Raw genomic sequence first — 24,981 nt, forward strand, 5'->3', positions numbered from 1 at the left:
TGGGCAATGGCGGGACGATTCAGGCCTGGTCGTAGCCTTCGGCCAGATGCAGGTCCTTGAGCTTCACGTAGTTCGCCGCGCTGTAGGTGAAAAACGCGCGCTCCTTGTCTGTCAGCGGCCGGACCTGTTTCACCGGGCTGCCCACGTACAAAAAGCCGCTTTCCAGGCGCTTGCCCGGCGGTACCAGGCTGCCGGCACCGATGATCACGTCGTCTTCGACCACCGCGCCATCCATCACGATGCTGCCCATGCCGATCAGCACACGGCTGCCCACCGAGCAACCATGGAGCATGACCTTGTGGGCGATGGTCACGTCGTCGCCGACCAGCAACGGGAAGCCATCCGGGTTGAAGGGCCCGGCGTGGGTGATGTGCAACACACAACCATCCTGGACACTGGTACGCGCACCGATACGGATGCGGTGCATGTCGCCGCGAATGACCGTCAGCGGCCAGACGGAGCTGTCTTCGCCGATTTCGACGTCGCCGATCACCACCGCGGTGCTGTCGACAAAAGCGCCACGGGCTAGCCGCGGGCTGTGGTTCTGGTACGTGCGAAGGGTCACGATAGGCTCTCTCTTGTCCGGTGATAGGCGCTGCTAGCTGCGGTGAGCGCCGATTGTAATTAAGATGGGCCGATGTTTCTTCCAGCCAAGGTGTCGACCGTGAGCGTGAACAACCCTCTTTTGCAGCCCTATGACCTGCCGCCATTCTCGGCGATCCGTGCCGAACACGTGCAACCGGCCATCGAGCAGATCCTGGCTGATAACCGTGCGGCCATTGCCGAAATCCTCAAGACCCAAGTCCAGCAGCCTACCTGGGCCGGCCTGGTTTTGGCGATGGACGAGCTCAATGATCGCCTGGGCGCCGCCTGGAGCCCGGTCAGTCATTTGAACGCCGTGCGCAACAGCCCGGAACTGCGCGAAGCCTACGAGGCCTGCCTGCCGGCGCTGAGTGCCTACTCCACCGAACTGGGCCAGAACCGCGAACTGTTCCAGGCCTTCGAAGCCCTGGCGAACAGCCCGGAAGCCGCCGGTTTCGACGTGGCGCAGAAAACCATTCTGGAACATTCCCTGCGTGATTTCCGCCTGTCGGGCATCGACCTGCCGCCCGAGCAGCAGAAGCGCTACGCCGAGGTGCAGAGCAAACTGTCCGAGCTGGGCAGCCGCTTCTCCAATCAACTGCTGGACGCGACCCAGGCCTGGACCAAGCACGTCACCGACGAAGCCGCCCTCGCCGGCCTGACCGACTCGGCCAAGGCGCAAATGGCCGCCGCTGCCCAGGCCAAGGAGCTGGACGGCTGGCTGATCAACCTGGAATTCCCCAGCTATTACGCGGTGATGACCTACGCCGAAGACCGCGCCCTGCGCGAAGAGGTCTACGCCGCCTACTGCACCCGCGCCTCGGACCAAGGCCCGAATGCCGGCCAGAACGACAACGGCCCGGTGATGGAACAGATCCTCGACCTGCGCCAGGAACTGGCCCAATTGCTCGGTTTCGCCAACTTCGCCGAGTTGAGCCTGGCGACCAAGATGGCCGAATCCAGCGACCAGGTCCTCAGTTTCCTGCGTGACCTGGCCAAGCGCAGCAAGCCGTTCGCGGCCCAGGACCTGGAACAGCTCAAGGCCTATGCCGCCGAACAGGGCTGCCCCGACCTGCAAAGCTGGGACAGCGGTTTCTACGGTGAAAAACTGCGCCAGCAGCGGTACAGCGTGGCCCAGGAAGCCCTGCGCGCCTACTTCCCGATCGACAAGGTCCTGAGCGGCCTGTTCGCCATCGTCCAGCGTCTCTACGGCATCGAGATCGCCGAACTGAAAGGCTTCGACAGCTGGCACCCGGACGTGCGCCTGTTCGAAATCAAGGAAAACGGCCAGCATGTCGGCCGCTTCTTCTTCGACCTCTATGCCCGCGCCAACAAGCGTGGCGGCGCCTGGATGGACGGCGCCCGCGACCGTCGTCGCACCTTCGAAGGCGTCCTGCAAAGCCCGGTGGCCAACCTGGTGTGCAACTTCACCCCGGCCGATAGCGGCAAGCCGGCGCTGCTGACCCACGATGAAGTCACCACCCTGTTCCACGAGTTCGGCCATGGCCTGCATCACCTGCTGACCCGCGTCGAACACGCTGGGGTATCCGGCATCAACGGCGTGGCCTGGGATGCGGTGGAGCTGCCGAGCCAGTTCATGGAGAACTGGTGCTGGGAACCCGAAGGCCTGGCGCTGATTTCCGGCCATTACGAAACCGGCGAACCGCTGCCCCAGGACCTGCTGGAAAAAATGCTCGCGGCGAAAAACTTCCAGTCCGGCCTGATGATGGTCCGTCAGTTGGAGTTCTCGCTGTTCGACTTCGAGCTGCATGCCACCCATGGCGATGGCCGCAGCGTGCTGCAAGTGCTCGAAGGCGTACGCGACGAGGTGTCGGTCATGCGTCCGCCGGCCTACAACCGCTTCCCCAACAGCTTCGCCCACATCTTCGCCGGCGGTTATGCGGCGGGCTACTACAGCTACAAGTGGGCGGAAGTGCTGTCGGCCGATGCGTTCTCCAAGTTCGAAGAGGACGGCGTGCTCAACGCCGCCACCGGACGTGCCTTCCGCGAGGCGATCCTGGCCCGTGGCGGCTCCCAGGAACCGATGGTGCTGTTCGTCGACTTCCGTGGCCGTGAGCCATCGATTGACGCACTCTTGCGCCATAGCGGCCTGACCGAGGACGCGGCAGCATGAGCGAGGGGCCTGTGATTACCAAACGACGCTTCATCGCCGGGGCGGTCTGCCCGGCGTGCAGTGAGCCGGACAAGTTGATGATGTGGAACGAAGACGGCGTGCCGCACCGCGAATGCGTGGCCTGCGGCTATTCCGACACCCTCAACGAGCAAGGCCTGTCGGTGCCCAAGGAATTGGGCACCCGTGTGAACACCCCGGCGCCCAAGGTGCCGGATGCCAAGGTCCAGGCGGTGCAGTTTTTCCCCAACCCCAAGTTGAAGAAAAAGACCGACTGACATCTGCGGCATCACCTTCCGGGCCGCCCGGCCCGGAAGCGATACATATTTACCGCCGCCCCCGGGCCCTTCCTTTACAGACTGTCCAGCCAGTACAGACTGACAGGAAGGTTCCCATGCTCGACGCTGACAATCCGCTGTTGCAGGCCTATGACCTGCCCCCGTTTGCCCACATCCAGGCCCGGCATTTCTCCCCGGCCCTGGACCGGATCCTGGTGGAAAGTCGCGCTCAAGTGGCCGACATCATCAAGACTCAGACACCCTTTCCCACCTGGGATGACCTGGTGCTGGCCATGGACGAAATCCATGGGCGCCTGGAGAGTTTCGGCTACCTGCTGCATCTCCTGACCACGACCAGGCCAGGGGCGGCCTGGGCGCAGGCGTCCCTGGAATGCACTGAACGGCTGCATGACTTTCAGGTAGAACTGAAACAACACCCCACACTGTTCACGCTTTACCAGCGCTTGGCAGACAGCCAGATCGCCAAGCATTTCTCCCCGGCTCGCAAACGGGTCCTGAAGAAAATCCTCGGCCAGTTCCACCGGAACAGGTCGCCAGAGCACCTGTCGGCCGACCTGAATCTGTTGAAGTTGCGCATCGACGAGCTCCAGGGGTTATTCCTGGAGAACCTGCACATGGCCAATCAGGCCTGGAGCAAGGCGTTTGACGATGAAGCTCCGCTGAGCGGCCTGCCGTCGCGCTTCAAACAGAAAATGGCCCAGCGGGCACGCGGCGCCGGGCGCCCGGGATGGTTGTTGACGCTCAGCGAGGAATCGTTTGGTGTTGTCACTCAATACGCCGACAACCGCGCCCTACGTCAGCAGATGTACGAGGCCTACAGCACCCGTGCCTCGGATCAGGGCCCCCAGGCGGGCCATTTCGACAACAGCGACATCCTCAGGCAGTTGTTGGAAGACCGTCATCGCTACGCCACCGCCCTGGGCTATTCGGATTTCGCTCAAATGGCGATCGAGCCCGAGCAAGCCGTGTCCACCGAAGAAGTCCTGGCGTTCCTGCGGGTCCAACTCAAACGACAACACGGCGCTTTCGAGCGGGACGCGCGCCAGCTCAAGGCCTTTGCCACGCAACAGGGTTTCAACGAACTCCAGCCGTGGGACTACCCCTACCTGGCGAATCAACTTCGCCAGCAGGCAGCGGGCCTTTCCAAGGAAGCGCTGAGCGTCTGGTTCCCCTTGGAATCCACCTTCGCACAGCTATTGCTGATGGCGACGGAGCTGTTCGGAGTGAGCTTCGCCGAGCGACATGACGTGGCGACCTGGCACCCGGAGGTGCGCCTTTTCGAAGTCAGCGAATGGGGAGCGGTCATCGGCTACCTCTATTTCGATCCGTTTGCGGATGCAAGCCGAGACGGTTACCCCAATACCACCACCCTGCGAAGCCGCCGCATCACCGCCGAGGGCCGCCCCCGACACCCCATTGCGACGCTGCATGCCTGGCTACCGCGCAGCGTAGAGGCGGCCCCGGTCCTGCTCGATCATCTGCAACTGCGCATTCTTTTCCACGAGTTCGGTCATTGCCTGCAGCATGTCCTGACCCGTGCCGAATACCGTGACCTGTCGGGCATCTCTGGCCTGTCCCGCGACACCGCCGAGTTTGCCGGGGTGTTGTTCGAGCAATGGTGCTTTTCCAGGCAATGCCTGGTGCGGGTCTCCAGGCACTATCAAACCGGGGCGACGATGCCTGACAAGGTCGCCGGCCAAGTGTTGGCCTTTGCCACCACCCAGGCCAGTTGGGAAACCGCCGTCCTGTTGCGCAACGCGTTATTCGATATGGAGCTGCACCGCACCCACGGCGATGGGCGGACCGTCCAGCAGGTGTTCGATCAAGCCAGTGCGCAGGTGGGGCATTTGCCGGTGTCCGCGAACGAGCGCTGGCCCAATGGCCTGGATTACCTGGTGACCGGCTATGGCGCGCGGATCTACGCCTATGCCTGGTCGAAGGCACTGGCCGCCAAAGTGTTCCAGCGATTCCAGCGTGACGGGCTGTTCAACCCGGCAACAGGCCGGGCACTGCGCGAAACCGTTTTTGCCCCGGGCGACTTGCGACCGTTGTCCGAATCCATCGCCGCCTTTACCGGCACGCCGCCGATCAATGCTGCGGTAGCGCCACCTGGGGGTCGAGGTGCTGCGCCGGCGCCGTTGAATTGACCCAGCTTTCCAAGGAGCAAAGGGCAAAGACGCTGGTGCTGCAATCGCCGTTCGCCAGCGCCGTGCGGAGTTTGTCGATGTCGGCCTGCATCATGTAGCGCACTCCGTCCTTGAAGTGATGACTGTCACCGAAGCCACCTTCGGTCATTTCGTTCAGGGCATCTTCTTTGCTCCAGCCCTGGACCACCACCCGGTACATGGCGGCCACCAGCCCGGTGCGGTCCGAGCCGTGCTTGCAGTGCATCAGCACCGGCCCCTTGGCTTCGGCCGCCTGGACGGCGCGCAAGGCCCTGAGTATGTCGCTGTCATCGACGTGATTGGTGCGATAGGGCAACTGCACCTGATCGATGCCGGGGGTGGACAGCCAGCGCTTGTCCGACTCCGGCAGGAAGGTGATGACCGTGCCGATCCTGAGCTTCGTCAGCAAGGGCACCGCCCCGCCGTCCGGCAGGGAGCTGCGGTAGAGCGTAGGGGACATCTGGTAGAGGTTGTAGTCCTTTTCCACCGGCTGAGCCCATTCAGCGGGCCTCGTCCCAGGGGAATCGGCGGCTTGGGCAGGCGCTTCGGCCAGCCCGGTGAGCAAGGCCAGGCAGAGCAACGAACGGGAGCAGAACTTGAGCATGCACGGACGACCGAAAATGAAGAAATGCGAGAGGCTCAGTCTCGGCTCGCTGCGGTTAAAAGCCTGTGAGCAGAACGTCAAAGCGTTGTGAACGTCGATCCGGTATTTGGGCTGCTGAATGGCACTGGCCTTAATCGAATACAGCGAATACTGTATGCACATACAGCTTTCGGAGTATTCCCATGCCAGCCCCCCTTCCACCCCGCGGCCGCGGCACCGCGACCAACCCGCACAACCGTTTCGCCCCGCGTCGCTCGGTGGCCGAAGATGACGGCTGGTATCAGGAAGTCCCGCAGACCCAGGGCACCGAAGTGCGCATCGAAACGGCGAAGACCATCATTACCCGCAACACCTCGTCCGATATCCCGTTCGACCGCTCGATCAACCCGTACCGAGGCTGCGAGCACGGCTGCATCTACTGCTATGCACGCCCCAGCCATGCCTATTGGGACCTGTCGCCGGGGCTGGATTTCGAAACGAAGCTGATCGCCAAGACCAATGCCGCCGATGTGCTGGAAGCGCAATTGTCCCGGCGCGGCTATCAATGCGCACCGATCGCGCTGGGGTCCAACACCGATCCCTATCAGCCTATCGAACGCGAACAGCGGATAACCCGCCGGATTCTCGAGGTGCTGCTGCGTTATCGGCATCCGGTGACCATCGTCACCAAGGGTTCGCTGATCCTGCGCGACCTGGACCTGCTGACCGAGCTGGCGCAACAACGCCTGGTGCACGTGATGATCAGCCTCACCACCCTGGACGATGAACTCAAGCGCATTCTCGAACCCCGCGCGGCGGCGCCCAAGGCACGGCTGCGGGCGATCAAGGTCATGCGCGAGGCGGGGATCGCCGTGGGGGTGCTGTGCGCACCGATGATCCCGATGATCAACGACAGCGAGATCGAGAGCCTGCTGGCCGAAGCCCACGCCGCCGGCGCGCAGAATGCCGCCTACGTCATGCTGCGCCTGCCGCTGGAAGTCGCGCCGCTGTTCGAGCAGTGGTTGCAGGCGCATTACCCGCAACGCGCTGCCCACGTACTGAGCCTGGTGCGCCAGAGCCGCAGTGGCGAACTGTATGACAGCCGCTTCGGTGCGCGGATGCGCGGCGAAGGCCCGTTCGCCGACCTGCTGGCCCAACGATTCGCCAAGGCACTCAAGCGCCTGGGACTGGACCGCCGCGACGGCTACAATCTTGACTGCGATGCCTTCTGTCCGCCGGGCCGACAGATGTCGTTGATTTGATTAAAGTTGAACCTGGAACGGCTCCGGACATGATCTGCGCCAGCGTTTCGCCACCCCTGGAATCATTGTCCTAGAGCCTTCGATTTCAGTTTGAGTTAAGTTTCGGCCGCTACCTTGTTCAGCGAGTGACTGACAGGTCGAACACCCGACCTGGACGTATTTTAACCAGCCACTGGCGTCATACCGTCAAAAGAGGATGAATCATGAGTGACAAGGATAAACAGCCGTTGGCTGCGTCGGCTTCAGCCCAACCCGAGGCGGAAACCGCCGATGCAGCGCTGCAGCATATTGTTGACGGCTTTTTGCATTTCCATCACGAGATCTTTCCGCAGCAGGAAGAACTCTTCAAGAAACTCGCCACCGCCCAAGCCCCCCGGGCGATGTTCATCACCTGCGCCGATTCGCGCATCGTGCCCGAGTTGATCACCCATAGTTCCCCCGGCGACCTGTTCGTGACCCGTAACGTCGGCAACGTCGTGCCGCCTTACGGGCAGATGAACGGCGGCGTCTCCACCGCCATCGAATACGCCGTGCTGGCCCTCGGTGTGCAACACATCATTGTCTGTGGCCATTCCGACTGCGGCGCCATGCGTGCCGTGCTCAACCCCGACACCCTGGAAAAAATGCCCACGGTCAAGGCCTGGCTGCGCCACGCCGAAGTGGCCAAGACCATGGTCCATGACAACTGTCCGTGCGGCGACGAAAAACAGACCATGCCCGTCCTCACCGAAGAAAACGTGATCGCGCAGCTGCAGCATTTGCGAACGCATCCCTCGGTAGCGTCGCGCATGGCCAGCGGTCAGTTGTTCATCCATGGCTGGGTGTACAACATCGAGACCAGCGAGATCAAAGCCTTTGATGCGGACCAGGGACGTTTCCTGCCGCTCGATGGCAGCCATCCGATACCGGTGGCGACGCCCAAAGCGCGCTTCTAACCACTCTTAAACTTGTGTGGTTCAAGCCTTGCCGCCATTTGCGCGGTAGGGCTTCGCCATGCCTGAAGAAAACTTCGGGAGAGTTGCCATGCGTGCTGCTCAATTAAAAGCTGTACTGCCACGGGAGCTGCTGGCTTCGGTGGTTGTGTTTCTGGTGGCCCTGCCTTTGTGCATGGGCATCGCCATCGCCTCTGGCCTACCGCCGGCCAAAGGTTTGATTACCGGGATCGTCGGTGGTCTGGTGGTGGGTTTCCTGGCCGGCTCGAAGCTGCAAGTCAGTGGCCCGGCCGCCGGCTTGGCGGTGTTGGTCTTCGAATTGGTGCGCCAGCATGGCGTGGCGATGCTCGGGCCGATCCTGCTGCTGGCCGGTCTGCTGCAATTGTTGGCCGGGCGTTTCCGCCTGGGCTGCTGGTTCCGGGTCACCGCGCCTGCCGTGGTGTACGGCATGCTCGCGGGTATCGGCGTGCTGATCATACTGTCCCAGGTCCATGTGATGCTCGACGCCGCGCCCAAGCCCTCCGGGCTGGATAACCTGGCGGCGTTCCCGGCGGCGGTGGCCCAGGCCTTGCCGTCCTTCGGCTGGCAGGCCGGCCTGCTCGGCCTGTCGACGATTGCGGTGATGTGGTTGTGGGAAAAGTTTCGTCCCCACCGCCTGCGCTTCATTCCTGGCGCCTTGCTGGGTGTCGGCCTGGCGACCGTCGCCAGCCTGCTGCTGGCCTTGCAGGTCAAGCGTGTGGAAGTACCGGAGAACATGGCCGAAGCCATTGATTGGCTGCGCCCGGCGGACCTGCTGAACCTGGCCGACCCGACGCTGCTGATCGCCGCGTTCGCGGTGGCTTTCATCGCCAGCGCCGAAACCCTGCTGTCAGCGGCTGCCGTCGATCGCATGCACAGCGGTGACCGTGCGGACTTCGACCGGGAACTGTCGGCACAAGGTGTCGGCAACATGCTCTGCGGCCTGCTCGGCGCCTTGCCGATGACCGGGGTGATCGTGCGCAGCTCGGCCAACGTCCAGGCCGGGGCCACCACACGGATGTCGACGATTTTCCACGGCCTGTGGTTGCTGCTGTTCGTCTTGTTGCTGTCCAGCGTGCTGCAAAGCATTCCGGTGGCGAGCCTGGCAGGCGTGCTGGTGTACACCGGTTTCAAACTGGTGGACCTCAAGGCGTTTCGCAGCCTGGGCCGTTATGGCCGGATGCCGATGTTCGTTTACGCCGCGACGGCGTTGGCGATCATCTTCACCGACCTGCTGACCGGTGTGCTGATCGGCTTCGGCCTGACCCTGGCGAAACTGGCCTGGAAAGCCTCGCGCCTGAAAATCAGCCTGATCGACCTGCCCCAGGAAGGCGAGATGGAACTGCGACTGGTCGGGGCCGCCACCTTCCTCAAGGTGCCGGCATTGACCCAGGTACTGGGCACCATACCGACCGGCGCGACCGTGCATGTGCCGCTCAATAACCTGAGCTACATCGACCACTCGTGCCTGGAGTTGCTGGAAGAATGGGGCCGGGCGAATGCCAGCAAGGGTTCGAAGCTGCTGATCGAATCCCGTGGGCTCAAGCGCAGGTTGGAGGGGCGGTTGCGCACGACCGTGGGGGTTGGCGCGGCGTCCGCCTGACACCCAAGAAACCCTGTGGGAACGAGCTTGCTCGCGATAGCGGTGTATCAGGCAACTGTGATGTTGCTGATGCAATGCCATCGCGAGCGAGCTCGCTCCCACAGGGGGCTGTTGCTGGACACAATGCTTTATGAACAACCCGGATTCAATGTGGGAGCGAGCTTGCTCGCGATAGCGGTGTGTCAGGCAACTGCGATGTTGCTGATGCAATGCCATCGCGAGCGAGCTCGCTCCCACACAGGGTTTAAGTTGTCCTGATGGATCAAGCCGCCGGCTGATCCAGCTCCAGCCCCACGCCCAGACGACGGGACATGCACGGCCAGCGCTTCCAGGCCGCGCCGGTTTCCGGGCTGCTGAGCTTCTCGCGGTAGGTTTCTACCGACTCCAATGCAAACGTCTCGTCGTTGAGCATCTCATCGAACGCGTGATGGACCACTTCATCGAGTTGGTTGGCAAATGCCTCACCGATCAACTGGTGGGCGATCAGATTGGCGACCGTCATGTCCAAGGGGATCAATGGCTGGCCGAAATGCTTGATGTACAGGTCGTTGACCTCTTCGACGAACCGATGCGCCAGGTAGGCTTCGTCCAGGAGGCTGTCGAGCCCGACATGCCCGGCCATGATGGTCGGCGGCTGGAGGAAGTACTGTTCGGCAATCTTCAGTACCGGTTTGATCTGCGACTCGATACCCGCCTCCCTGGCGACATCATTGGCTGCATCCAGCAGGTCGGGGACTTCATCAATGTAGGCGGCGACAAAACGCGCCAGGACGTCGTTGGCGTTCGCGTCCGGCAATTGAATGGCTCGGTGCAGGTTCGGCAGTTGGGCCGTCAACTGACGGGTCAACTGGCCGGTCTCGGCTTCGTGTTGTTGGGCTTTTTGGATCTGCTCGCGCAATGCGGCGGTGTTCATGACAACTCCAGGAAACAAAGGCAAAGAAATAGGGAAGACATAACTTAGCTGGCCCAAAAACACTCCTAAGACCTATTTTTCATAACCGCCTCATCCTTGCTGCGTCGCAGTTATATCGGTTTGCCATCACTCAGGCTCGCATCCTTCTCCATTCGTGGGCTCTAGCGCAAGCCCCGGCTGTTTCAAACGATTTACGCCATCGCGTTGCGAGGTTGCAGGTGCTGTCTATACTCGGGTTGGAATGGAGTTAGCTGATGACACCCGATTGCATGTGCAGCAAGGCGCGGCGGTTCAAGTTGGTAGTCTGAAGTAGCCGATCCCTTGCCGCAGGCGTTACGCCTACGGGATAACAAGAACGATAAGGGGAACCCGCAATGACGCGACATCCACACGTATGGATGGGCCTCCTGTTGTGGTCGATTTTCAGCCAGGCACAAGCGGCCTGGACTGTGAATATGGCGCCTGGAGCCACACAGATCAGCAACGCAGTGTTCGACCTGCACATGACCATCTTCTGGATCTGTGTGGTCATCGGCATCATCGTCTTCGGTGCCATGTTCTGGTCGATGATGATGCACCGCCGCTCGACCGGCCAGAATGCCGCGCACTTCCACGAAAACACTCGCGTCGAAATCCTCTGGACCATCGTGCCCTTCGTGATCCTGGTGCTGATGGCGATTCCCGCCACCGCCACCCTGATCAAGATGTACGACTCCAGCGAGTCGGACATCGATATCCAGATCACTGGCTATCAGTGGAAATGGCACTACAAGTATCTGGGCCAGGACGTCGAGTTCTTCAGCAACCTGGCCACCCCCGCCGAACAGATCCATAACCAGAGCGCCAAGGGCGAGCATTACCTGCTGGAGGTCGACAAGCCGCTGGTGCTGCCGGTCGATGCCAAGGTGCGCTTTCTGGTGACCTCCGCCGACGTGATCCACTCCTGGTGGGTGCCGGCCTTCGCGGTCAAGCGCGATGCGATCCCCGGGTTCGTCAACGAAGCCTGGACCCGTGTCGACAAGCCCGGCCTGTACCGCGGCCAGTGCGCCGAGCTGTGTGGCAAGGACCACGGTTTCATGCCGATCGTGGTGGAGGTCAAGAGCAAGCCCGACTATGAGAAATGGCTGGGCGAACGCAAGGCCGAAGCCGCGCAGCTTAAAGAGCTGACCAGCAAGGAATGGACGCTCGAAGAACTCAAGGAACGTGGCGACAAGATCTACCACACCACCTGCGTGGCCTGTCACCAGGCCGAAGGCCAGGGCCTGCCGCCGATGTTCCCGGCGCTCAAGGGCTCGAAAATCGCCACCGGGCCCAAGGCCGATCACCTGAGCATTGTCTTCCACGGCAAGCCGGGCACCGCCATGGCCGCGTTCGGCAAACAATTGTCGGAAGTCGATATCGCCGCGGTCGTGACCTATGAACGTAACGCCTGGGGCAACAACAAGGGCGACATGGTTACGCCTAAAGAAGTGCTGGAACTCAAACAGGCGGAAAGCAAATGAGCCGGCCTGACGTGTGTTCCCGTAACCGGTCGGGGCTTGCCGCCCCGCACCGTCCAGCCCACTCGTTCGAAGGAGACAGGACATGAGTGCTGTGATCGATGACCACGGTCATGCCGGTGCCGACCACGCCCACGGCCCCGCCAAGGGCCTGATGCGCTGGGTACTGACCACCAACCACAAGGATATCGGCACGCTGTACTTGTGGTTCGCCTTCTCCATGTTCCTGCTGGGCGGCTCGTTCGCCATGGTGATCCGCGCCGAGCTGTTCCAGCCGGGCCTGCAGATCGTGGAGCCGGCGTTCTTCAACCAGATGACCACCATGCATGGCCTGGTGATGGTCTTCGGCGCGGTGATGCCAGCCTTCGTCGGCCTCGCCAACTGGATGATCCCGCTGATGATCGGCGCGCCGGACATGGCCCTGCCGCGCATGAACAACTTCAGCTTCTGGCTGTTGCCGGCGGCGTTCCTGTTGCTGGTCTCGACGCTGTTCACCCCGGGCGGCGGGCCGAACTTCGGCTGGACCTTCTACGCGCCACTGTCCACCACCTACGCGCCGGAAAGCGTGACGTTCTTCATCTTCGCCATCCACCTGATGGGCATCAGCTCGATCATGGGCGCGATCAACGTGATCGCCACCATCCTCAACCTGCGCGCCCCCGGCATGACCCTGATGAAAATGCCGCTGTTCGTCTGGACCTGGCTGATCACCGCGTTCCTGCTGATCGCGGTGATGCCGGTGCTGGCCGGCTGCGTGACGATGATGCTGATGGACATCCACTTCGGCACCAGCTTCTTCAGTGCCGCCGGTGGCGGTGACCCGGTGCTGTTCCAGCACGTGTTCTGGTTCTTCGGCCACCCCGAGGTGTACATCATGATCCTGCCGGCCTTCGGTGCCGTCAGCTCGATCATCCCGGCGTTCTCGCGCAAGCCCTTGTTCGGCTACACCTCGATGGTCTACGCCACGGCCGCCATCGCGTTCCTGTCGTTCATCGTCTGGGCGCACCACATGTTCGTGGTCGGCATTCCGCTGGTGGGCGAGCTGTTCTTCATGTACGCCACCCTGCTGATCGCCGTGCCCACCGGGGTGAAGGTGTTCAACTGGGCGAGCACCATGTGGCAAGGCTCGCTGACCTTCGAGACGCCGATGCTGTTTGCCGTGGCGTTCGTGATCCTGTTTTCCATCGGCGGTTTCTCCGGGCTGATGCTGGCCATCGCCCCGGCGGACTTCCAGTACCAGGACACCTACTTCGTGGTCGCGCACTTCCACTACGTGCTGGTGCCCGGCGCGATCTTCGGGATCTTCGCCTCGGCCTACTACTGGCTGCCGAAATGGACCGGCCACATGTACGACGAAACCCTCGGCAAGCTGCACTTCTGGCTGTCCTTCATCGGTATGAACATGGCGTTCTTCCCGATGCACTTCGTCGGCCTGGCGGGCATGCCCCGGCGGATTCCCGACTACAACCTGCAGTTCGCCGACTTCAACATGGTCTCGTCCATCGGCGCGTTCATGTTCGGCACCACGCAGATCTTCTTCCTGTTCATCGTGATCAAGACCATCCGCGGCGGCCCACCCGCGCCGGCCAAGCCTTGGGACGGTGCCGAAGGGCTGGAGTGGAGCGTGCCGTCGCCGGCGCCGTATCACACCTTTACCACGCCGCCGGAAGTGAAATGAACACTGCAGCTTTTGTGGGAGCGAGCCTGCTCGCGATAGCGGTAGCACAGGCACACCGCGTCGTCTGCATCGCGAGCAGGCTCGCTCCCACAAGGTTCGGTGCAAGGAGCCGCGTCCATGGCTGATTCGATTTCGATGAAAAAACTGGTCACCCGCCTGTTGCTGGTGGTGGTGGCCATGTTCGTCTTCGGGTTTGCCCTGGTGCCGATCTACGACGTGATGTGCAAGGCGTTCGGCATCAATGGCAAGACCGCCGGGCAATACGAAGGCGAGCAGACCGTCGATGAGTCGCGCCAGGTTCGCGTGCAGTTCCTGTCGACCAATTCGGTGGACATGCCTTGGGACTTCTACCCCAAGGGCGATCAGTTGGTGGTCCAGCCGGGGGCGGTGAACGAAATGGTGTTTGTCGCCCACAACCCCACCGACCGGCCGATGAGTGCCCAGGCGGTACCGAGCATCGCGCCGAGCACCGCGGCGGCGTATTTCCACAAGACCGAATGTTTTTGTTTTACCCAGCAAGTGCTGCAACCCGGCGAACGCATCGAAATGCCCATGCGCTTCATCGTCGACCGGGACATGCCCAAGGAAGTGAAGCACCTGACGCTGTCCTACACGCTGTTCGATATCACCGCTCGTCATCCACCGGTGGCTGTAAACACTGACCGATAGCGTGCCCGATAAGGAGAACAATAAATGGCAACTCACGAACACTATTACGTTCCGGCCCAGAGCAAATGGCCGATCATCGCCACGGTCGGGATGTTCGTCACGGTGTACGGCCTGGCGACCTGGTTCAATGACCTGAAAGCCGCCCGGCCCGAATCCCACGGCCCGCTGATCTTTTTCGTCGGCGGCCTGCTGGTGGCCTACATGCTGTTCGGCTGGTTCGGCGCGGTGATCAAGGAAAGCCGCGCCGGGCTGTACAGCGCCCAGCTCGACCGCTCGTTCCGCTGGGGCATGAGCTGGTTCATCTTTTCCGAGGTGATGTTCTTCATCGCGTTCTTCGGCGCACTGTTCTATGTGCGCACGATTTCCGCGCCAGGTCTGGCCGGCGAAGGTCCCAAGGGCATTTCCCATATGCTCTGGCCGACCTTCGAGTTCGCCTGGCCGTTGCTGCACAACCCCGACCCGAAACTCTTCCCGGCGCCCAAGGAGGTCATCAGCCCCTGGGGCTTGCCGCTGCTCAACACCATCCTGCTGGTCAGCTCCAGCGTCACCGTCACCATCGCCCACCATGCCTTGAAAAAAGGCCATCGCGGCGCGCTGAAACTCTGGCTGGCGATCACCGTGCTGCTGGGTTGCGCCTTCCTGGGCTTCCAGGCCGAGGAATACATCCACGCTTATAAAGAGCTGGGCCTGACCCTGGGCTCCGGCGTCTACGGCGCGACCTTCTTCATGCTCACGGGCTTTCACGGCGCCCACGTCACCATCGGCACGATCATTTTGTTCGTGATGCTGATGCGCATCCTGCGCGGGCACTTCGACAACGAGCACCAGTTCGGCTTCGAGGCGGCGAGCTGGTACTGGCACTTCGTCGATGTGGTGTGGATCGGCTTGTTCATCTTCGTCTACGTGCTCTGAGGCAGACGTTACCAAGGCGGCTCTTTACCAGGGAGCGTGGGACACCAACTGGCCGCTGAAGAAACCCCAGGCGATCAGGCCGACGGTGACGGCGGCCAGGCTGACCCGAATCGCCAGGGCGATGACCAGGCGATTGGAATCGCTGTCGTCCTTGACTAGAAAAAACAGGCCGCTGAACAGGCTGGCAATCGTGGCAATCAGCATCAGGACGATGGCTGCTTTTAGCATCAGGAACACTCCGGGGGGACGCGATGCACGTGAGTATAGCTATCCCGTTCGATGGCTTTCGGACGGCACCATGAAAGGTTTCCGGCCAGGCATCGTGCCGTCTCTGGTGGTGGCCGTGCTGGTGCCGGTGATGGTGTGCCTGGGGTTCTGGCAATTGAGCCGGGGCGAACAGAAACGCGTGCTCATGGACACTTACGCCGAGCGCCGCGTGGCGCCGCCGATGGACAGCACCGAGCTGGCGCACACCACCGACCCGGCCTTTCGAGCGGTCACGCTGCAGGGCCAGTTCGACGCCGAGCACAGCATCCTGCTGGATAACCGCCAACACGACGGCAAGGTCGGCGTCGAGTTGCTGCAACCGTTCCTCGATCACCGGACCGGGCTCTGGCTGCTGGTCAATCGCGGCTGGCTGCCCTGGCCGGACCGGCGCACCCCGCCGGTCTTCGACACGCCGGAACAACCCATCAGCCTCCAGGCCTGGGTCTATGTCGCACCGGGCGCGACGTTCCAGCTCCACGCCGACCCGACGGGCGCGCCCTGGCCGCGACTGGTCACCGCCATCGAGCCGGACAAGCTCTGGGGCGAACTGGGCCGCAGCGGCTTCGCCTATGAAATGCGCCAGCAAAGCGGCCCCGGCGCCTACCGGACCGATTGGCCGGTGGTGGCCATGGGTCCGGAAAAACACCTCGGTTATGCCGTGCAGTGGTTCGCCATGGCGGCGGCCCTGTTCGGCCTTTTTCTTTATCTCGGATGGCACAACGCAGGGAGACACCATGGGAAGCACCATGAATCCAACCAACACGTCTGAGGCGCCCACGGCACACAGCCGTCGCAAGGGCCGCGTGCAATTGCTGCTGATCTTGCTGGGGGTGATCGGCCCGATGATCCTGGCCACCGGCATGTACAAATTCCAGTTCTGGGTGCCCGACAGCCGCAGCTACCACGGCGAACTGATTGGCAACGGCCAGACCCGCGCCGAGATTGGCGTGCAGGCCGATGAACAGCGCTGGCAGATCCTGGTCACGGCGCCACAGGAATGCTCGGTGGATTGCCGGCAACTGGTCTACCTCGCCCGGCAGGTGCAGATCGGCCTCGGCCGCGACGCCTCCCGTGCCAGCCACGCCCTGGCTATCGCACAACCGCTGGACGCTGAATATAACGGGCAATTGCAGCGCGAATACCCGCAACTGCAACGCTACCCACTGGACCTGCCGGCCTATCAGAAAGGCGCCCAGGGCTCCGGCGGCGCCCAACTGTGGATCATCGACCCCCACAGCAACCTGGTGCTGCGCTACGACGCCCGGGTCAAGGGCAAGGACCTGCTCAACGACCTGCGCCACTTGCTGAAACTGTCGAACATCGGATGAGGGCATCGACATGGCCAAACCTGGATTTCGCCTCGCGCTGTTTGCCACGCTGCTGGCACTGATCGTCGTCCTGCTGGGCGCCTACACCCGGCTCACCCACGCCGGCCTGGGTTGCCCGGACTGGCCCGGTTGCTACGGGTTCATCAGCGTGCCCAAGAGCGAAGCCCAATTGGCCCATGCCGAGCTGCACTTTCCCGATGCCCCGGTGGAAGCCCACAAGGGCTGGAACGAGATGGTCCATCGCTACTTCGCCGGGACCCTGGGCTTGATGATCGTCGCGTTGGCGGCACGGTCCTGGATGAACCGCCACCGCCCGGGCCAGCCATTGAAGTTGCCGCTGTTCCTGCTGGCGGTGGTCTTCGCACAAGCGGCATTCGGCATGTGGACCGTGACCCTGAAACTCTGGCCGCAGGTGGTCACCGGGCATTTGCTGGGCGGCTTCGCGACGTTGAGCCTGTTGTTCCTGCTGACCTTGCGATTATCCGGCGTGCTGCCGGCGCTGACCGTGCCCAAGCGCCTGCAACATTGGGCCACCGCCGGGCTGCTGCTGGTGATCGGCCAGATCGCCCTCGGCGGTTGGGTCAGCTCCAACTACGCCGCCGTGGCCTGTATCGACTTCCCTACCTGCCACGGCCAATGGCTGCCACCGGCCGACTTTGCCAACGGCTTCCACCTGACCCAACACATCGGCCCCAACTACTTGGGCGGGCAACTGGACAGCGACGCCCGCACCGCCATCCACCTGACCCATCGCATCGGCGCCTTGCTGGTGACCGTGGTGCTGCTGGGGCTGGCCTGGCAATTGAAGACCGTCGGCATGACCCGCCTGGCCGGGCTGGTGCTGACGGCACTGGCCGCGCAGATCACCCTGGGCATCAGCAACGTGCTGTTCCATCTGCCGCTGCCGGTGGCCGTCGCCCACAACGCCGGGGGCGCCGCGTTGCTGCTGACCCTGGTATTGGTCAACTATCACGCCCGTACCAGCCTGGTCCGGGTCAAGCATCAAGTCCCGCTGCGCTGGCGGTTCAACCCGCATAAACACGGCGCCAGCCCCCTGACAATAAAAGGAGAGATGCCATGGCAACCTTGACCGGTGAACGCCACAGCCAAGCGATCTGGCGCGATTACCTGGAGCTGACCAAGCCCAAAGTGGTGGTGCTGATGCTGATCACCTCGCTGGTGGGCATGTTCCTCGCCACCCGCGCCGGCGTGCCATGGACGGTGCTGGTCTTCGGCAACCTGGGCATCGCCCTGTGTGCCGGCGGCGCGGCGGCGGTCAACCATGTGGTGGACCGGCGCATCGACGCAGTCATGGCCCGCACCCATAAACGGCCACTGGCCGAGGGACGGATCTCCCCCGCCGCCGCACTGACTTTCGCCCTGGCCCTGGCCGTGATCGGCCAAGCCTTGCTGCTGGCCTTCACCAACCCACTGACAGCCTGGCTGACCCTCGCCTCACTACTGGGTTACGCGGTGGTCTATACCGGCTTCCTCAAGCGCGCAACGCCGCAGAACATCGTCATCGGCGGCCTCGCCGGCGCGGCGCCGCCACTGCTGGGCTGGGTGGCGGCCACCGGGCATGTCAGCGCCGAACCACTGCTGCTGGTGCTGATCATCTTCGCCTGGACCCCGCCGCATTTCTGGGCCCTGGCCATCCACCGCAAAGAGGAATACGCCAAGGCCGACATCCCGATGCTGCCGGTGACCCACGGCGAGCACTACACCAAGATCCATATCCTGCTCTACACCCTGGTGCTGCTGGCGGTGAGCCTGATGCCGTTCGTGATCCATATGAGCGGGATGCTCTATCTTGTTTGCGCGCTCGTACTGGGCGCCCGGTTCCTGCAATGGGCCGTGGTGTTGTACCGTGGCAGTCGGCCGCACGCGGCGATCAATACGTTCAAGTACTCTATCTACTACTTGTTCCTGCTGTTCATCGCCCTGCTTGTAGATCATTACTTACTGTTGAGCCTATGACTCGAACCCAGAAAACCGTCTTCATCCTTGTGGCCGTGATCGCGCTGATCCTCGGCCTGACCATCAATAAGGTGCTGTCCGGCAAAGGCCAGGGCGACCCGACCGCGCTGATCGACGCCGGCATCATCCTGCTGCCGCAAAGCCGCACCCTGCCGGACGTGAAAATGACCGACCAGGACGGCCAGCCGGTGGCAGTCGACGGCTTGAAGGATAAATGGAGCCTGCTGTTCTTCGGCTACACCTTCTGCCCGGACATCTGCCCCACCACCCTCGCCCAACTGCGCCAGATCAAAAGCGAGTTGCCGAAAGAGGCTGTGGATAAGTTGCAGATCGTACTGGTCAGCGTCGACCCGAACCGCGACACGCCCAAGCAGTTGAAGCAGTACCTGGGGTACTTTGATCCGCAGTTCAAAGGGCTGACAGCTTCATCGGTTGAAGACCTGCAGAAACTGGCGAATGCGGTGAGCATTCCGTTCATTCCGGCGGATACCAGCAAGCCCAACTACACGGTTGATCACAGCGGCAACCTCGCAGTGATTGGCCCGGACGGCACCCAGCGTGGGTTTATTCGTGCGCCGTTGAATAATCAGAAATTGGTGGCGCAGTTGCCGGAGATGCTGAAGCGCAAATAGCCCTCCCAGGGGCATGCCGCTCAGCTAAGCCATGCCGATTCCTTGTGGTAAGGAAGTCCCTTGTGGCGAGGGGATTTATCCCCGCTGGGCTGCGCAGCAGCCCCCAAAAGGCTGAACACGATCAACATGGCACAACGCGATGGCCGGGTTCAGGGCGAGGGGCCCCCTGCCCCCGCTCCCACACCGGGTGTTGGTGAACACAGCATCTGCAACAGCCCCCGATCCCTGTGGGAGCGAGCTTGCTCGCGATGAAATCGACACGGTTCCAGACCAAAACAAGTCACCCGCATCGCCGGTAAACCCGGCTCCTACAGCCCCCACCTACACACCTCCACCAACCCACGCATCCTTGCGCCTTTGCCTACAACTACGCCAGAATCCGCCCGCTTGTGCGCCTTGTCCCTGGGTTCTATTGTTTTCCTGCCACTGCCCATCAGTGGTCGGGTTTAGTAGCCCGGTTAAGGATACGGTCGCATGAGTCTCATCAGTCGGGCATTGCCCGCACTCGATGGTGGCTGTGCGCATGGCGCCTTCGGGCGCGCCGGGTTTTCCGTTTTCTTACCGGTCTACTAACTTGCGCACAGCTGCCTCCCTTTCGTTTAGTAGCGAGACGGTAGCGGCCTACTAACAAAGGAAACGTGAAAATGTTCAAAGCAACTCCAAATCCCCCAGATGCAGACCCCACCCCGCAATCCGCAAAATCCAAAGCCAAGCAGCAAGACGAAACCACCAAACGCGTGCTCGATCACTACTTGCTACCGAAATCGGATAAATCCCAAGACGATCCCAAACCGGGGCAACTATTCACCGTCGTGAAAGGCCTTGATGACGAATGCTTGCTCGCTAATCTCAGTGAGACGCTGGCTTCGGCTGATGCCATGGTGAGTGATCTGGCGTTTGATCTGGATGGATCGAGGCGTCATGTGGCGCAGGGGATCCAGCAGTTGATTGAGCTGAGCTCGTTGTTGGCGAATCGGGTGTTGGATAATGTGGAGCCGCGGCAGTAGTATTTTTCCCAACGAAAAAAACCGACGTCCTTGCGTCGGTTTTTTGTTCTTGGATGATTGAGTTTTTCTCATGACGATTGAATATCACGATGCCCCTCGAAATTTGAGGCACCCGGAACTTGTGGCAATGCGGCGGCGCATGCTCTATGAGCCTCACATTGCTCCACTGACAGCCTATGTAGAGGGCCTTCGCGCCAAACATCCTGATTGGGAGTTTCAAGACTTTGACCCAATGGATGGTGGAGTCGAGGCGGACATGCTTTTTTTGCTGGAAAAACCCGGCCCCATGACTTCCCCCCAAACGAAACGAAAGGGCTCCGGCTTTATCTCACGCAACAACGATGATTCAACTGCGCAAGCTCTCTTCATCTTCTCCGAACAGGCGAGAATCGACCGCAAGAGAATGGTGCTCTGGAACGTCATACCCGGATGGAACGGCACTATCAAGATAAAAACTGGCGAAAGACGTGCTGGTGTAGAGGAGCTGGCAGGTCTCTTGGTGCTGCTGCCCAAACTCAAAACAATGGTGCTGGTAGGCCGTCAAGCAGCAAAGGCCGCAAAGTTCATGCAGTCAATGAACGTTAAAATATTTACGTCGGGACATCCTTCACCCAAGGTCCGGAATATGAATCGGGAAATGTGGGATCTGATACCAGGAATATGGGAGGAGGCCAGTCGGGTTTGATTCCGTTCAAGAAACGGGATAACAGTCTAAAAAGGTGAACAGATTTATTTTTTATTTTCAGAAAATAAATCTGTCCTCTTTTCTGGAATTACATATCAATCTCGAATTTCAGTACAATTACGATTCAAGCCAGATACTGCTGAAGCGTTTTGATAGTACTCTTGTTCAAAAGAGAAAAATTATTACTTTGACCAAACAATGCATCAAGAGCCATTCTTATAGAATGCTTATTTGACTTGTAGTTTGCCCTTACTTTGTCAAGGTGCGACTTATTGTTCTGATAATTCTCAAAAGACTCTATGAATAATGAAAGCATGTCGGGAAAGAGTTCAAAATCCTGAGTACGTTCGTATTTTTTACACAAGAGTTGACCGAGTATCAGTGTGGCGCTGTAGTATGTATTTGTCTTCTTGCCGCCATCATCAATTCGAATTTTTCGGCAACAATGTATTCCATGATCTAATTCATCACTGCTTTTTCCGGCCATCAATTCACATTTAGCCATTTGAAGCCAGTAATGTGGTATCTTGTTGTACTCGCCATGCAGCTTTCGATAAATTTCACGAATTAATTTAGCTGCACCACTTGAGAAAATTTCATTCAATTTATCAAAGCGAATAAGCGAATTCGCGGCTTCTTGATGGCCATTTTTCAGTAGAAGCGAAACTAGATTAGAAGTATAGTCAACTACAGCTTTAGCGTTCGTTCGCGAGGCGTCTTTTAATATAGTAAACAACCAAGGCTTAGAGTTACAGAGTATGACTTTTCCGCCACCGCCAGACAGACGCTCACTCTCAAAAATGATTTCATATTTGGCAGTAAAACGTGACACATCAAACTCTGGATCTATACTTGTAAGTTGCCCGGAAGTAGCCTTATCAAAAGCGGCTGTCAACAAGCAAATGTTGAATAGCTCTTCGTTAAGATGACGATCAAAGAGCTTAGAACTTTTAATTTGACTTTTGTATTCGCCATAAACCCTATAGGAAAAATCCAGCAAACTCTCTCCAAACTTATAGTTTGGTAGCCCTAAAGTATTGAGGAGACCTGTATAATCTGTGGCTTCTTGGGAAGAGAGATTCGGCGCCAATGTAATAGTATGGAATTTAACATTGCCGCGATCTAACGAGGGACGATATTGTTCGAAATCTGATTTTGAAAAACAAAAGACCAGTCTATTTGTGGGAGATGTTCGGAGTTTTAGTATCTCCTTAAAGTCTTCGCTGGCGATGCTGTTCGAATCAAAAATAAACATCGAATGCTCATTTTTTTCGATTAGAGACTTAAGTTTCGGAGAGTATGCCTCAGTGGATGGTAAGAAATAGGTATTATATTCCGTAAACTCCTTATATATTTCAAGTAAAGCAGTTGTTTTTCCTGCGAATCGACGCCCAATAATAGCAGTATAGGCATTATTGGAAATATTACTGCGATTCCTTCCTATGAGTTCACGTGCGATTGTGATTTCAGGAAGTGAGGCCACTCTCTTGCCTGAATTACTGTGAAATATGGGTCCTCCCTTCGCAATATAATCTATGATAGCGCCTTTTGTTGTGGGATTGACCTCAATCTCAAGGTTTTGCAATCGGGGTTCAGGAGCAATATCTCTCAAGGTTTCATCTAGCCAAGTATAAATCTCGTCATAATTGTCAAACTTTATTATCGTCTTAATACCGTAATCTTGTAATGCCATCTCTGATTCAATATCTATGTCGCCTACCTTTAAGAAAATAGATCGTGAGAACGTATAGTCTTTTGCCAAGTTCTGAAGGTCGACTTCTGCGTCTAGGCTACAACCAATGAAGAGCAAAGAGCCATTCCTAGCAAAATCTCTCAACATGGAAAGAGTTGATGCATTGGTAGAAATACTTTCAGCGTATTCTTTCCAGGTAAAAATGAGTTTGGTGTCTTCGTAAACTAAGTAATCCGAAATATCGCCATGAATTTTGAATAGACACTTTCCGGCGTTCGCCCGCTCCACGGAAACTTGGCGATGCGGTAGTACCTTAATGAGGTCACGTCTATGATTTTCAATAGCATCATCGATATTAAATGTAAATATATGAGGCCAGTCCAAATCTAGTATGCTTTTTTTTGGAGCTGCCAATTTAACCTTGGAAAAAACAGCTTCAAAATAGTTTCGAGTTATTTTTTGTGGGATAAATCCTGGTCGAGCGATTAATCCAAAGCAACTTTTAAGGGATGAAATTCCATTAATTTGCAATTTGTGAGTATCGCTAAGATCATTGTTTGCCTGAGCAAGCTTTTTAATACCGCTAATTAGAGCCTTAGCATCTGGAACTTTTGACTTGAATGCAGGGCAATCCTTGGTAAATCCTGATCCTATAAAAGGGATCAGTTCAGATCGTCTGTAGTAGGATTGCACTAACTCAGCAGCGCGGCGATCCGTATTAGGAATGATTTCCAAATCGTGCATAACTGTCCTTATTTTAATGGCGTCAAAATGCCATCATAGGGGCATAGAGTTATTAAAGCGATGCTGTGCATACATACAGTCAACACATTCTGAAATCGATAGGAAACCGTTATGTCAAGCCGAAGGAAAGGAGGAGAAGTGGGTATGAACAAGGAGTACGAGGACAGATTTATTTTTATATTCCATCTATCCCTCCTTCCCTTCAATCAATCTACTCAAACCGCCGCCGCGTCATAAACAACCCCACCCCTATAGCCACAGCAAAAACCGACAGCAACCCCAGATCAACCCCCAACAAACGATTCTGACCTGCAACAACGCAGCCAACCACACCCGCCGCCGCCAACACCACTCCCAGCCACTTGCGCAGCACGTACGGCTTGAGAAACCGATCGAGCAGAAAGAACAGCACCAAGGCAATGACCAGTTGGGTAATTTCAGACATGTGCGTCTCCAGTCAGGTCTTGATGATCAATGTCGAGAGGGTGCGTTGCGGGCCGATACCACCGTTGACCTGCGCCTCGATGCTGACCAGCACGTCGCCAGCATGGTAGGTGGGCAGGATTTCATTGGCATACATGCGCACACCGGCCCCTACAGGTACACCCACATAAGAGGAGGCCACGGCTGTGGTGGCGGCAGCGAAGGCAGTGGCTGCAAGGTTGGCGATCTTGGTGCGTTGGGCATTGAGGGCATCGCCCTGTTGCCGGGTCAGCGGCTTGGAGATGCCGATCATCATCACGCACGGCAGGTTCTTGGCCTGCATCTTGTCGTATACCTCGACGACCTTGCTGTTGACCTCATAGTGGGCGCTTTTCGCCTCGCCAAAATGCAGCTCGCGCAAGCGTCCACGTTCGCTGTCGGTGAGGGTGATCTGCGAGACGTTGAAGACGATCCCGTGATTGCCCATGTATTGGAAAGTCCCTTCGAACTTCATCGCCCGCATCCTTTTGGGGTAAAGGTGGCGATTCTCTACAACGAGCGAATTGGATTCAAATCATTTTCAGCTTGTTGGATTGGAGAGCGGGGAATGTCGGTCAGTTAAGCAGCCGGGAGTGTCAGAAATTTTGTGTTCGGGCATAACATGAGTCAGAGGTGCATGTATGCCAACCAAAAAGAAACCCCTGCGTGACCTGCCCAAAATCCCCAAAGAGCTGCTTGAGCAGTTTGGTGAGGGGCTGATGACAGCGGAAGCCATCGAGGACGCCTCGGCAGCGTTCAAGAAGGCCCTGATTGAACGAGCCTTGACCGCTGAACTCGGCCATCACTTGGGCTATCCCCCGGGCGCGCAGCGCCCGGAGGATGAAACTAATCAGCGCAATGGCAAGAGTGGAAAAACCGTTTTGACCGGAGATGGTCCGCTGCGGCTGGATATCCCACGCGACCGGGATGGCAGTTTTTC

At 59.0% G+C, this 24,981-nt stretch carries 25 protein-coding genes; 18 read left to right on the forward strand and 7 right to left on the reverse strand.

Translation table 11 applies throughout. The features are described 5' to 3' along the window. Positions 1 to 19 precede the first annotated feature (19 nt). Entirely contained in the window at positions 20 to 565 is a 546-nt protein-coding gene (locus BLQ55_RS26745) for a gamma carbonic anhydrase family protein (RefSeq protein WP_092204878.1), read from the reverse strand. A gap of 72 nt (positions 566 to 637) precedes the next feature. Between BLQ55_RS26745 and prlC the strand changes: the two genes are divergently transcribed. From prlC to BLQ55_RS26760, 3 genes are all read left to right on the forward strand, one after another. Continuing rightward, a complete protein-coding gene (gene prlC, locus BLQ55_RS26750; RefSeq protein WP_170866276.1) occupies positions 638 to 2,716 on the forward strand; it encodes an oligopeptidase A in 2,079 nt (692 codons plus the stop codon). Continuing rightward, on the forward strand, positions 2,713 to 2,991 hold the full coding sequence (locus BLQ55_RS26755) for a YheV family putative zinc ribbon protein (RefSeq protein ID WP_092204877.1): 279 nt from the start codon (positions 2,713 to 2,715) through the stop codon (positions 2,989 to 2,991). Before prlC ends, BLQ55_RS26755 begins: the two co-directional genes overlap by 4 nt. A gap of 116 nt (positions 2,992 to 3,107) precedes the next feature. Continuing rightward, positions 3,108 to 5,159, forward strand: a complete 2,052-nt coding sequence (locus BLQ55_RS26760) for a M3 family metallopeptidase (RefSeq protein WP_092258328.1) — start codon at positions 3,108 to 3,110, stop codon at positions 5,157 to 5,159. Here BLQ55_RS26760 and BLQ55_RS26765 read toward each other — a convergent pair. Further along, positions 5,101 to 5,781 carry a phosphatase domain-containing protein gene (locus BLQ55_RS26765; RefSeq protein WP_092204908.1) on the reverse strand — a complete coding sequence of 227 codons (681 nt, stop codon included), beginning with the start codon at positions 5,779 to 5,781 and terminating at the stop codon, positions 5,101 to 5,103. The two genes, BLQ55_RS26760 and BLQ55_RS26765, sit on opposite strands and share 59 nt — an antisense overlap. A 182-nt stretch (positions 5,782 to 5,963) precedes the next feature. Here BLQ55_RS26765 and BLQ55_RS26770 point away from each other — a divergent pair, with 182 nt between their 5' ends. The 3 genes from BLQ55_RS26770 to BLQ55_RS26780 all read left to right on the forward strand — a co-directional run bounded on the left by BLQ55_RS26770 (position 5,964) and on the right by BLQ55_RS26780 (position 9,575). Further along, complete coding sequence (locus BLQ55_RS26770; protein ID WP_092258331.1) at positions 5,964 to 7,022, forward strand: PA0069 family radical SAM protein; 1,059 nt, start codon at positions 5,964 to 5,966, stop codon at positions 7,020 to 7,022. Positions 7,023 to 7,225: 203 nt separating this feature from the next. Beyond that, a complete protein-coding gene (locus BLQ55_RS26775; RefSeq protein WP_092204874.1) occupies positions 7,226 to 7,957 on the forward strand; it encodes a carbonic anhydrase in 732 nt (243 codons plus the stop codon). Positions 7,958 to 8,045: 88 nt separating this feature from the next. After that, positions 8,046 to 9,575 (forward strand): SulP family inorganic anion transporter, encoded by a 1,530-nt coding sequence (locus BLQ55_RS26780; RefSeq protein WP_092258334.1) that lies wholly within the window; start codon positions 8,046 to 8,048, stop codon positions 9,573 to 9,575. Between the two features lie 262 nt (positions 9,576 to 9,837). Here the strand turns inward: BLQ55_RS26780 and BLQ55_RS26790 are convergent, their stop codons facing one another. Further along, positions 9,838 to 10,488 carry a hypothetical protein gene (locus tag BLQ55_RS26790; RefSeq protein ID WP_092205487.1) on the reverse strand — a complete coding sequence of 217 codons (651 nt, stop codon included), beginning with the start codon at positions 10,486 to 10,488 and terminating at the stop codon, positions 9,838 to 9,840. Between the two features lie 374 nt (positions 10,489 to 10,862). Between BLQ55_RS26790 and coxB the strand changes: the two genes are divergently transcribed. The 4 genes from coxB to BLQ55_RS26810 all read left to right on the forward strand — a co-directional run bounded on the left by coxB (position 10,863) and on the right by BLQ55_RS26810 (position 15,246). Next, positions 10,863 to 11,990 (forward strand): cytochrome c oxidase subunit II, encoded by a 1,128-nt coding sequence (gene coxB / locus BLQ55_RS26795; RefSeq protein WP_092205488.1) that lies wholly within the window; start codon positions 10,863 to 10,865, stop codon positions 11,988 to 11,990. Between the two features lie 82 nt (positions 11,991 to 12,072). Beyond that, positions 12,073 to 13,665 (forward strand): cytochrome c oxidase subunit I, encoded by a 1,593-nt coding sequence (ctaD, locus tag BLQ55_RS26800; protein ID WP_092205489.1) that lies wholly within the window; start codon positions 12,073 to 12,075, stop codon positions 13,663 to 13,665. A 117-nt stretch (positions 13,666 to 13,782) separates the two neighbouring features. Next, positions 13,783 to 14,334: a cytochrome c oxidase assembly protein gene (locus tag BLQ55_RS26805; RefSeq protein WP_092205490.1), complete on the forward strand. Its 552-nt coding sequence runs from the start codon at positions 13,783 to 13,785 to the stop codon at positions 14,332 to 14,334. Positions 14,335 to 14,358: 24 nt separating this feature from the next. After that, positions 14,359 to 15,246, forward strand: coding sequence for a cytochrome c oxidase subunit 3 (locus BLQ55_RS26810; RefSeq protein WP_092205491.1), 888 nt, complete (start codon positions 14,359 to 14,361; stop codon positions 15,244 to 15,246). Positions 15,247 to 15,270: 24 nt separating this feature from the next. On the opposite strand, the gene BLQ55_RS26815 is transcribed toward BLQ55_RS26810, so the two are convergent. Next, positions 15,271 to 15,474 (reverse strand): twin transmembrane helix small protein, encoded by a 204-nt coding sequence (locus BLQ55_RS26815; RefSeq protein WP_092205492.1) that lies wholly within the window; start codon positions 15,472 to 15,474, stop codon positions 15,271 to 15,273. 70 nt (positions 15,475 to 15,544) lie between these two features. Between BLQ55_RS26815 and BLQ55_RS26820 the strand changes: the two genes are divergently transcribed. The 7 genes from BLQ55_RS26820 to BLQ55_RS26850 all read left to right on the forward strand — a co-directional run bounded on the left by BLQ55_RS26820 (position 15,545) and on the right by BLQ55_RS26850 (position 21,142). Then, entirely contained in the window at positions 15,545 to 16,282 is a 738-nt protein-coding gene (locus BLQ55_RS26820; RefSeq protein WP_092258339.1) for an SURF1 family protein, read from the forward strand. Further along, entirely contained in the window at positions 16,248 to 16,841 is a 594-nt protein-coding gene (locus BLQ55_RS26825) for a hypothetical protein (RefSeq protein ID WP_092258367.1), read from the forward strand. The genes BLQ55_RS26820 and BLQ55_RS26825 overlap by 35 nt, the downstream gene beginning before the upstream one ends. A gap of 10 nt (positions 16,842 to 16,851) precedes the next feature. Beyond that, a complete protein-coding gene (locus BLQ55_RS26830; protein WP_092258342.1) occupies positions 16,852 to 17,931 on the forward strand; it encodes a COX15/CtaA family protein in 1,080 nt (359 codons plus the stop codon). Next, on the forward strand, positions 17,919 to 18,818 hold the full coding sequence (gene cyoE, locus BLQ55_RS26835; RefSeq protein WP_060739833.1) for a heme o synthase: 900 nt from the start codon (positions 17,919 to 17,921) through the stop codon (positions 18,816 to 18,818). Before BLQ55_RS26830 ends, cyoE begins: the two co-directional genes overlap by 13 nt. Further along, positions 18,815 to 19,450, forward strand: coding sequence for an SCO family protein (locus BLQ55_RS26840; protein WP_092258345.1), 636 nt, complete (start codon positions 18,815 to 18,817; stop codon positions 19,448 to 19,450). Before cyoE ends, BLQ55_RS26840 begins: the two co-directional genes overlap by 4 nt. Before the next feature lie 644 nt (positions 19,451 to 20,094). Next, complete coding sequence (locus BLQ55_RS26845) at positions 20,095 to 20,457, forward strand: DUF6124 family protein (protein ID WP_092258349.1); 363 nt, start codon at positions 20,095 to 20,097, stop codon at positions 20,455 to 20,457. A gap of 70 nt (positions 20,458 to 20,527) precedes the next feature. Further along, a complete protein-coding gene (locus tag BLQ55_RS26850) occupies positions 20,528 to 21,142 on the forward strand; it encodes a uracil-DNA glycosylase (protein WP_092258352.1) in 615 nt (204 codons plus the stop codon). Positions 21,143 to 21,266: 124 nt separating this feature from the next. Here BLQ55_RS26850 and BLQ55_RS26855 read toward each other — a convergent pair whose 3' ends face one another. The 3 genes from BLQ55_RS26855 to BLQ55_RS26865 all read right to left on the reverse strand — a co-directional run bounded on the left by BLQ55_RS26855 (position 21,267) and on the right by BLQ55_RS26865 (position 24,516). Beyond that, entirely contained in the window at positions 21,267 to 23,579 is a 2,313-nt protein-coding gene (locus tag BLQ55_RS26855) for an SIR2 family protein (RefSeq protein ID WP_092258355.1), read from the reverse strand. Between the two features lie 211 nt (positions 23,580 to 23,790). Further along, positions 23,791 to 24,024 carry a hypothetical protein gene (locus tag BLQ55_RS26860; RefSeq protein WP_092258358.1) on the reverse strand — a complete coding sequence of 78 codons (234 nt, stop codon included), beginning with the start codon at positions 24,022 to 24,024 and terminating at the stop codon, positions 23,791 to 23,793. A 12-nt stretch (positions 24,025 to 24,036) separates the two neighbouring features. Beyond that, positions 24,037 to 24,516 (reverse strand): hypothetical protein, encoded by a 480-nt coding sequence (locus BLQ55_RS26865; protein WP_092258361.1) that lies wholly within the window; start codon positions 24,514 to 24,516, stop codon positions 24,037 to 24,039. Positions 24,517 to 24,682: 166 nt separating this feature from the next. Between BLQ55_RS26865 and BLQ55_RS26870 the strand changes: the two genes are divergently transcribed. After that, positions 24,683 to 24,981 (forward strand): transposase (locus BLQ55_RS26870; protein WP_176814256.1); only part of this gene is annotated, 299 nt, incomplete at its 3' end.

The sequence above is a fragment of the Pseudomonas sp. NFACC13-1 genome, from assembly GCF_900104425.1.
Taxonomy (GTDB): Bacteria; Pseudomonadota; Gammaproteobacteria; order Pseudomonadales; family Pseudomonadaceae; genus Aquipseudomonas; species Aquipseudomonas fluorescens_AA.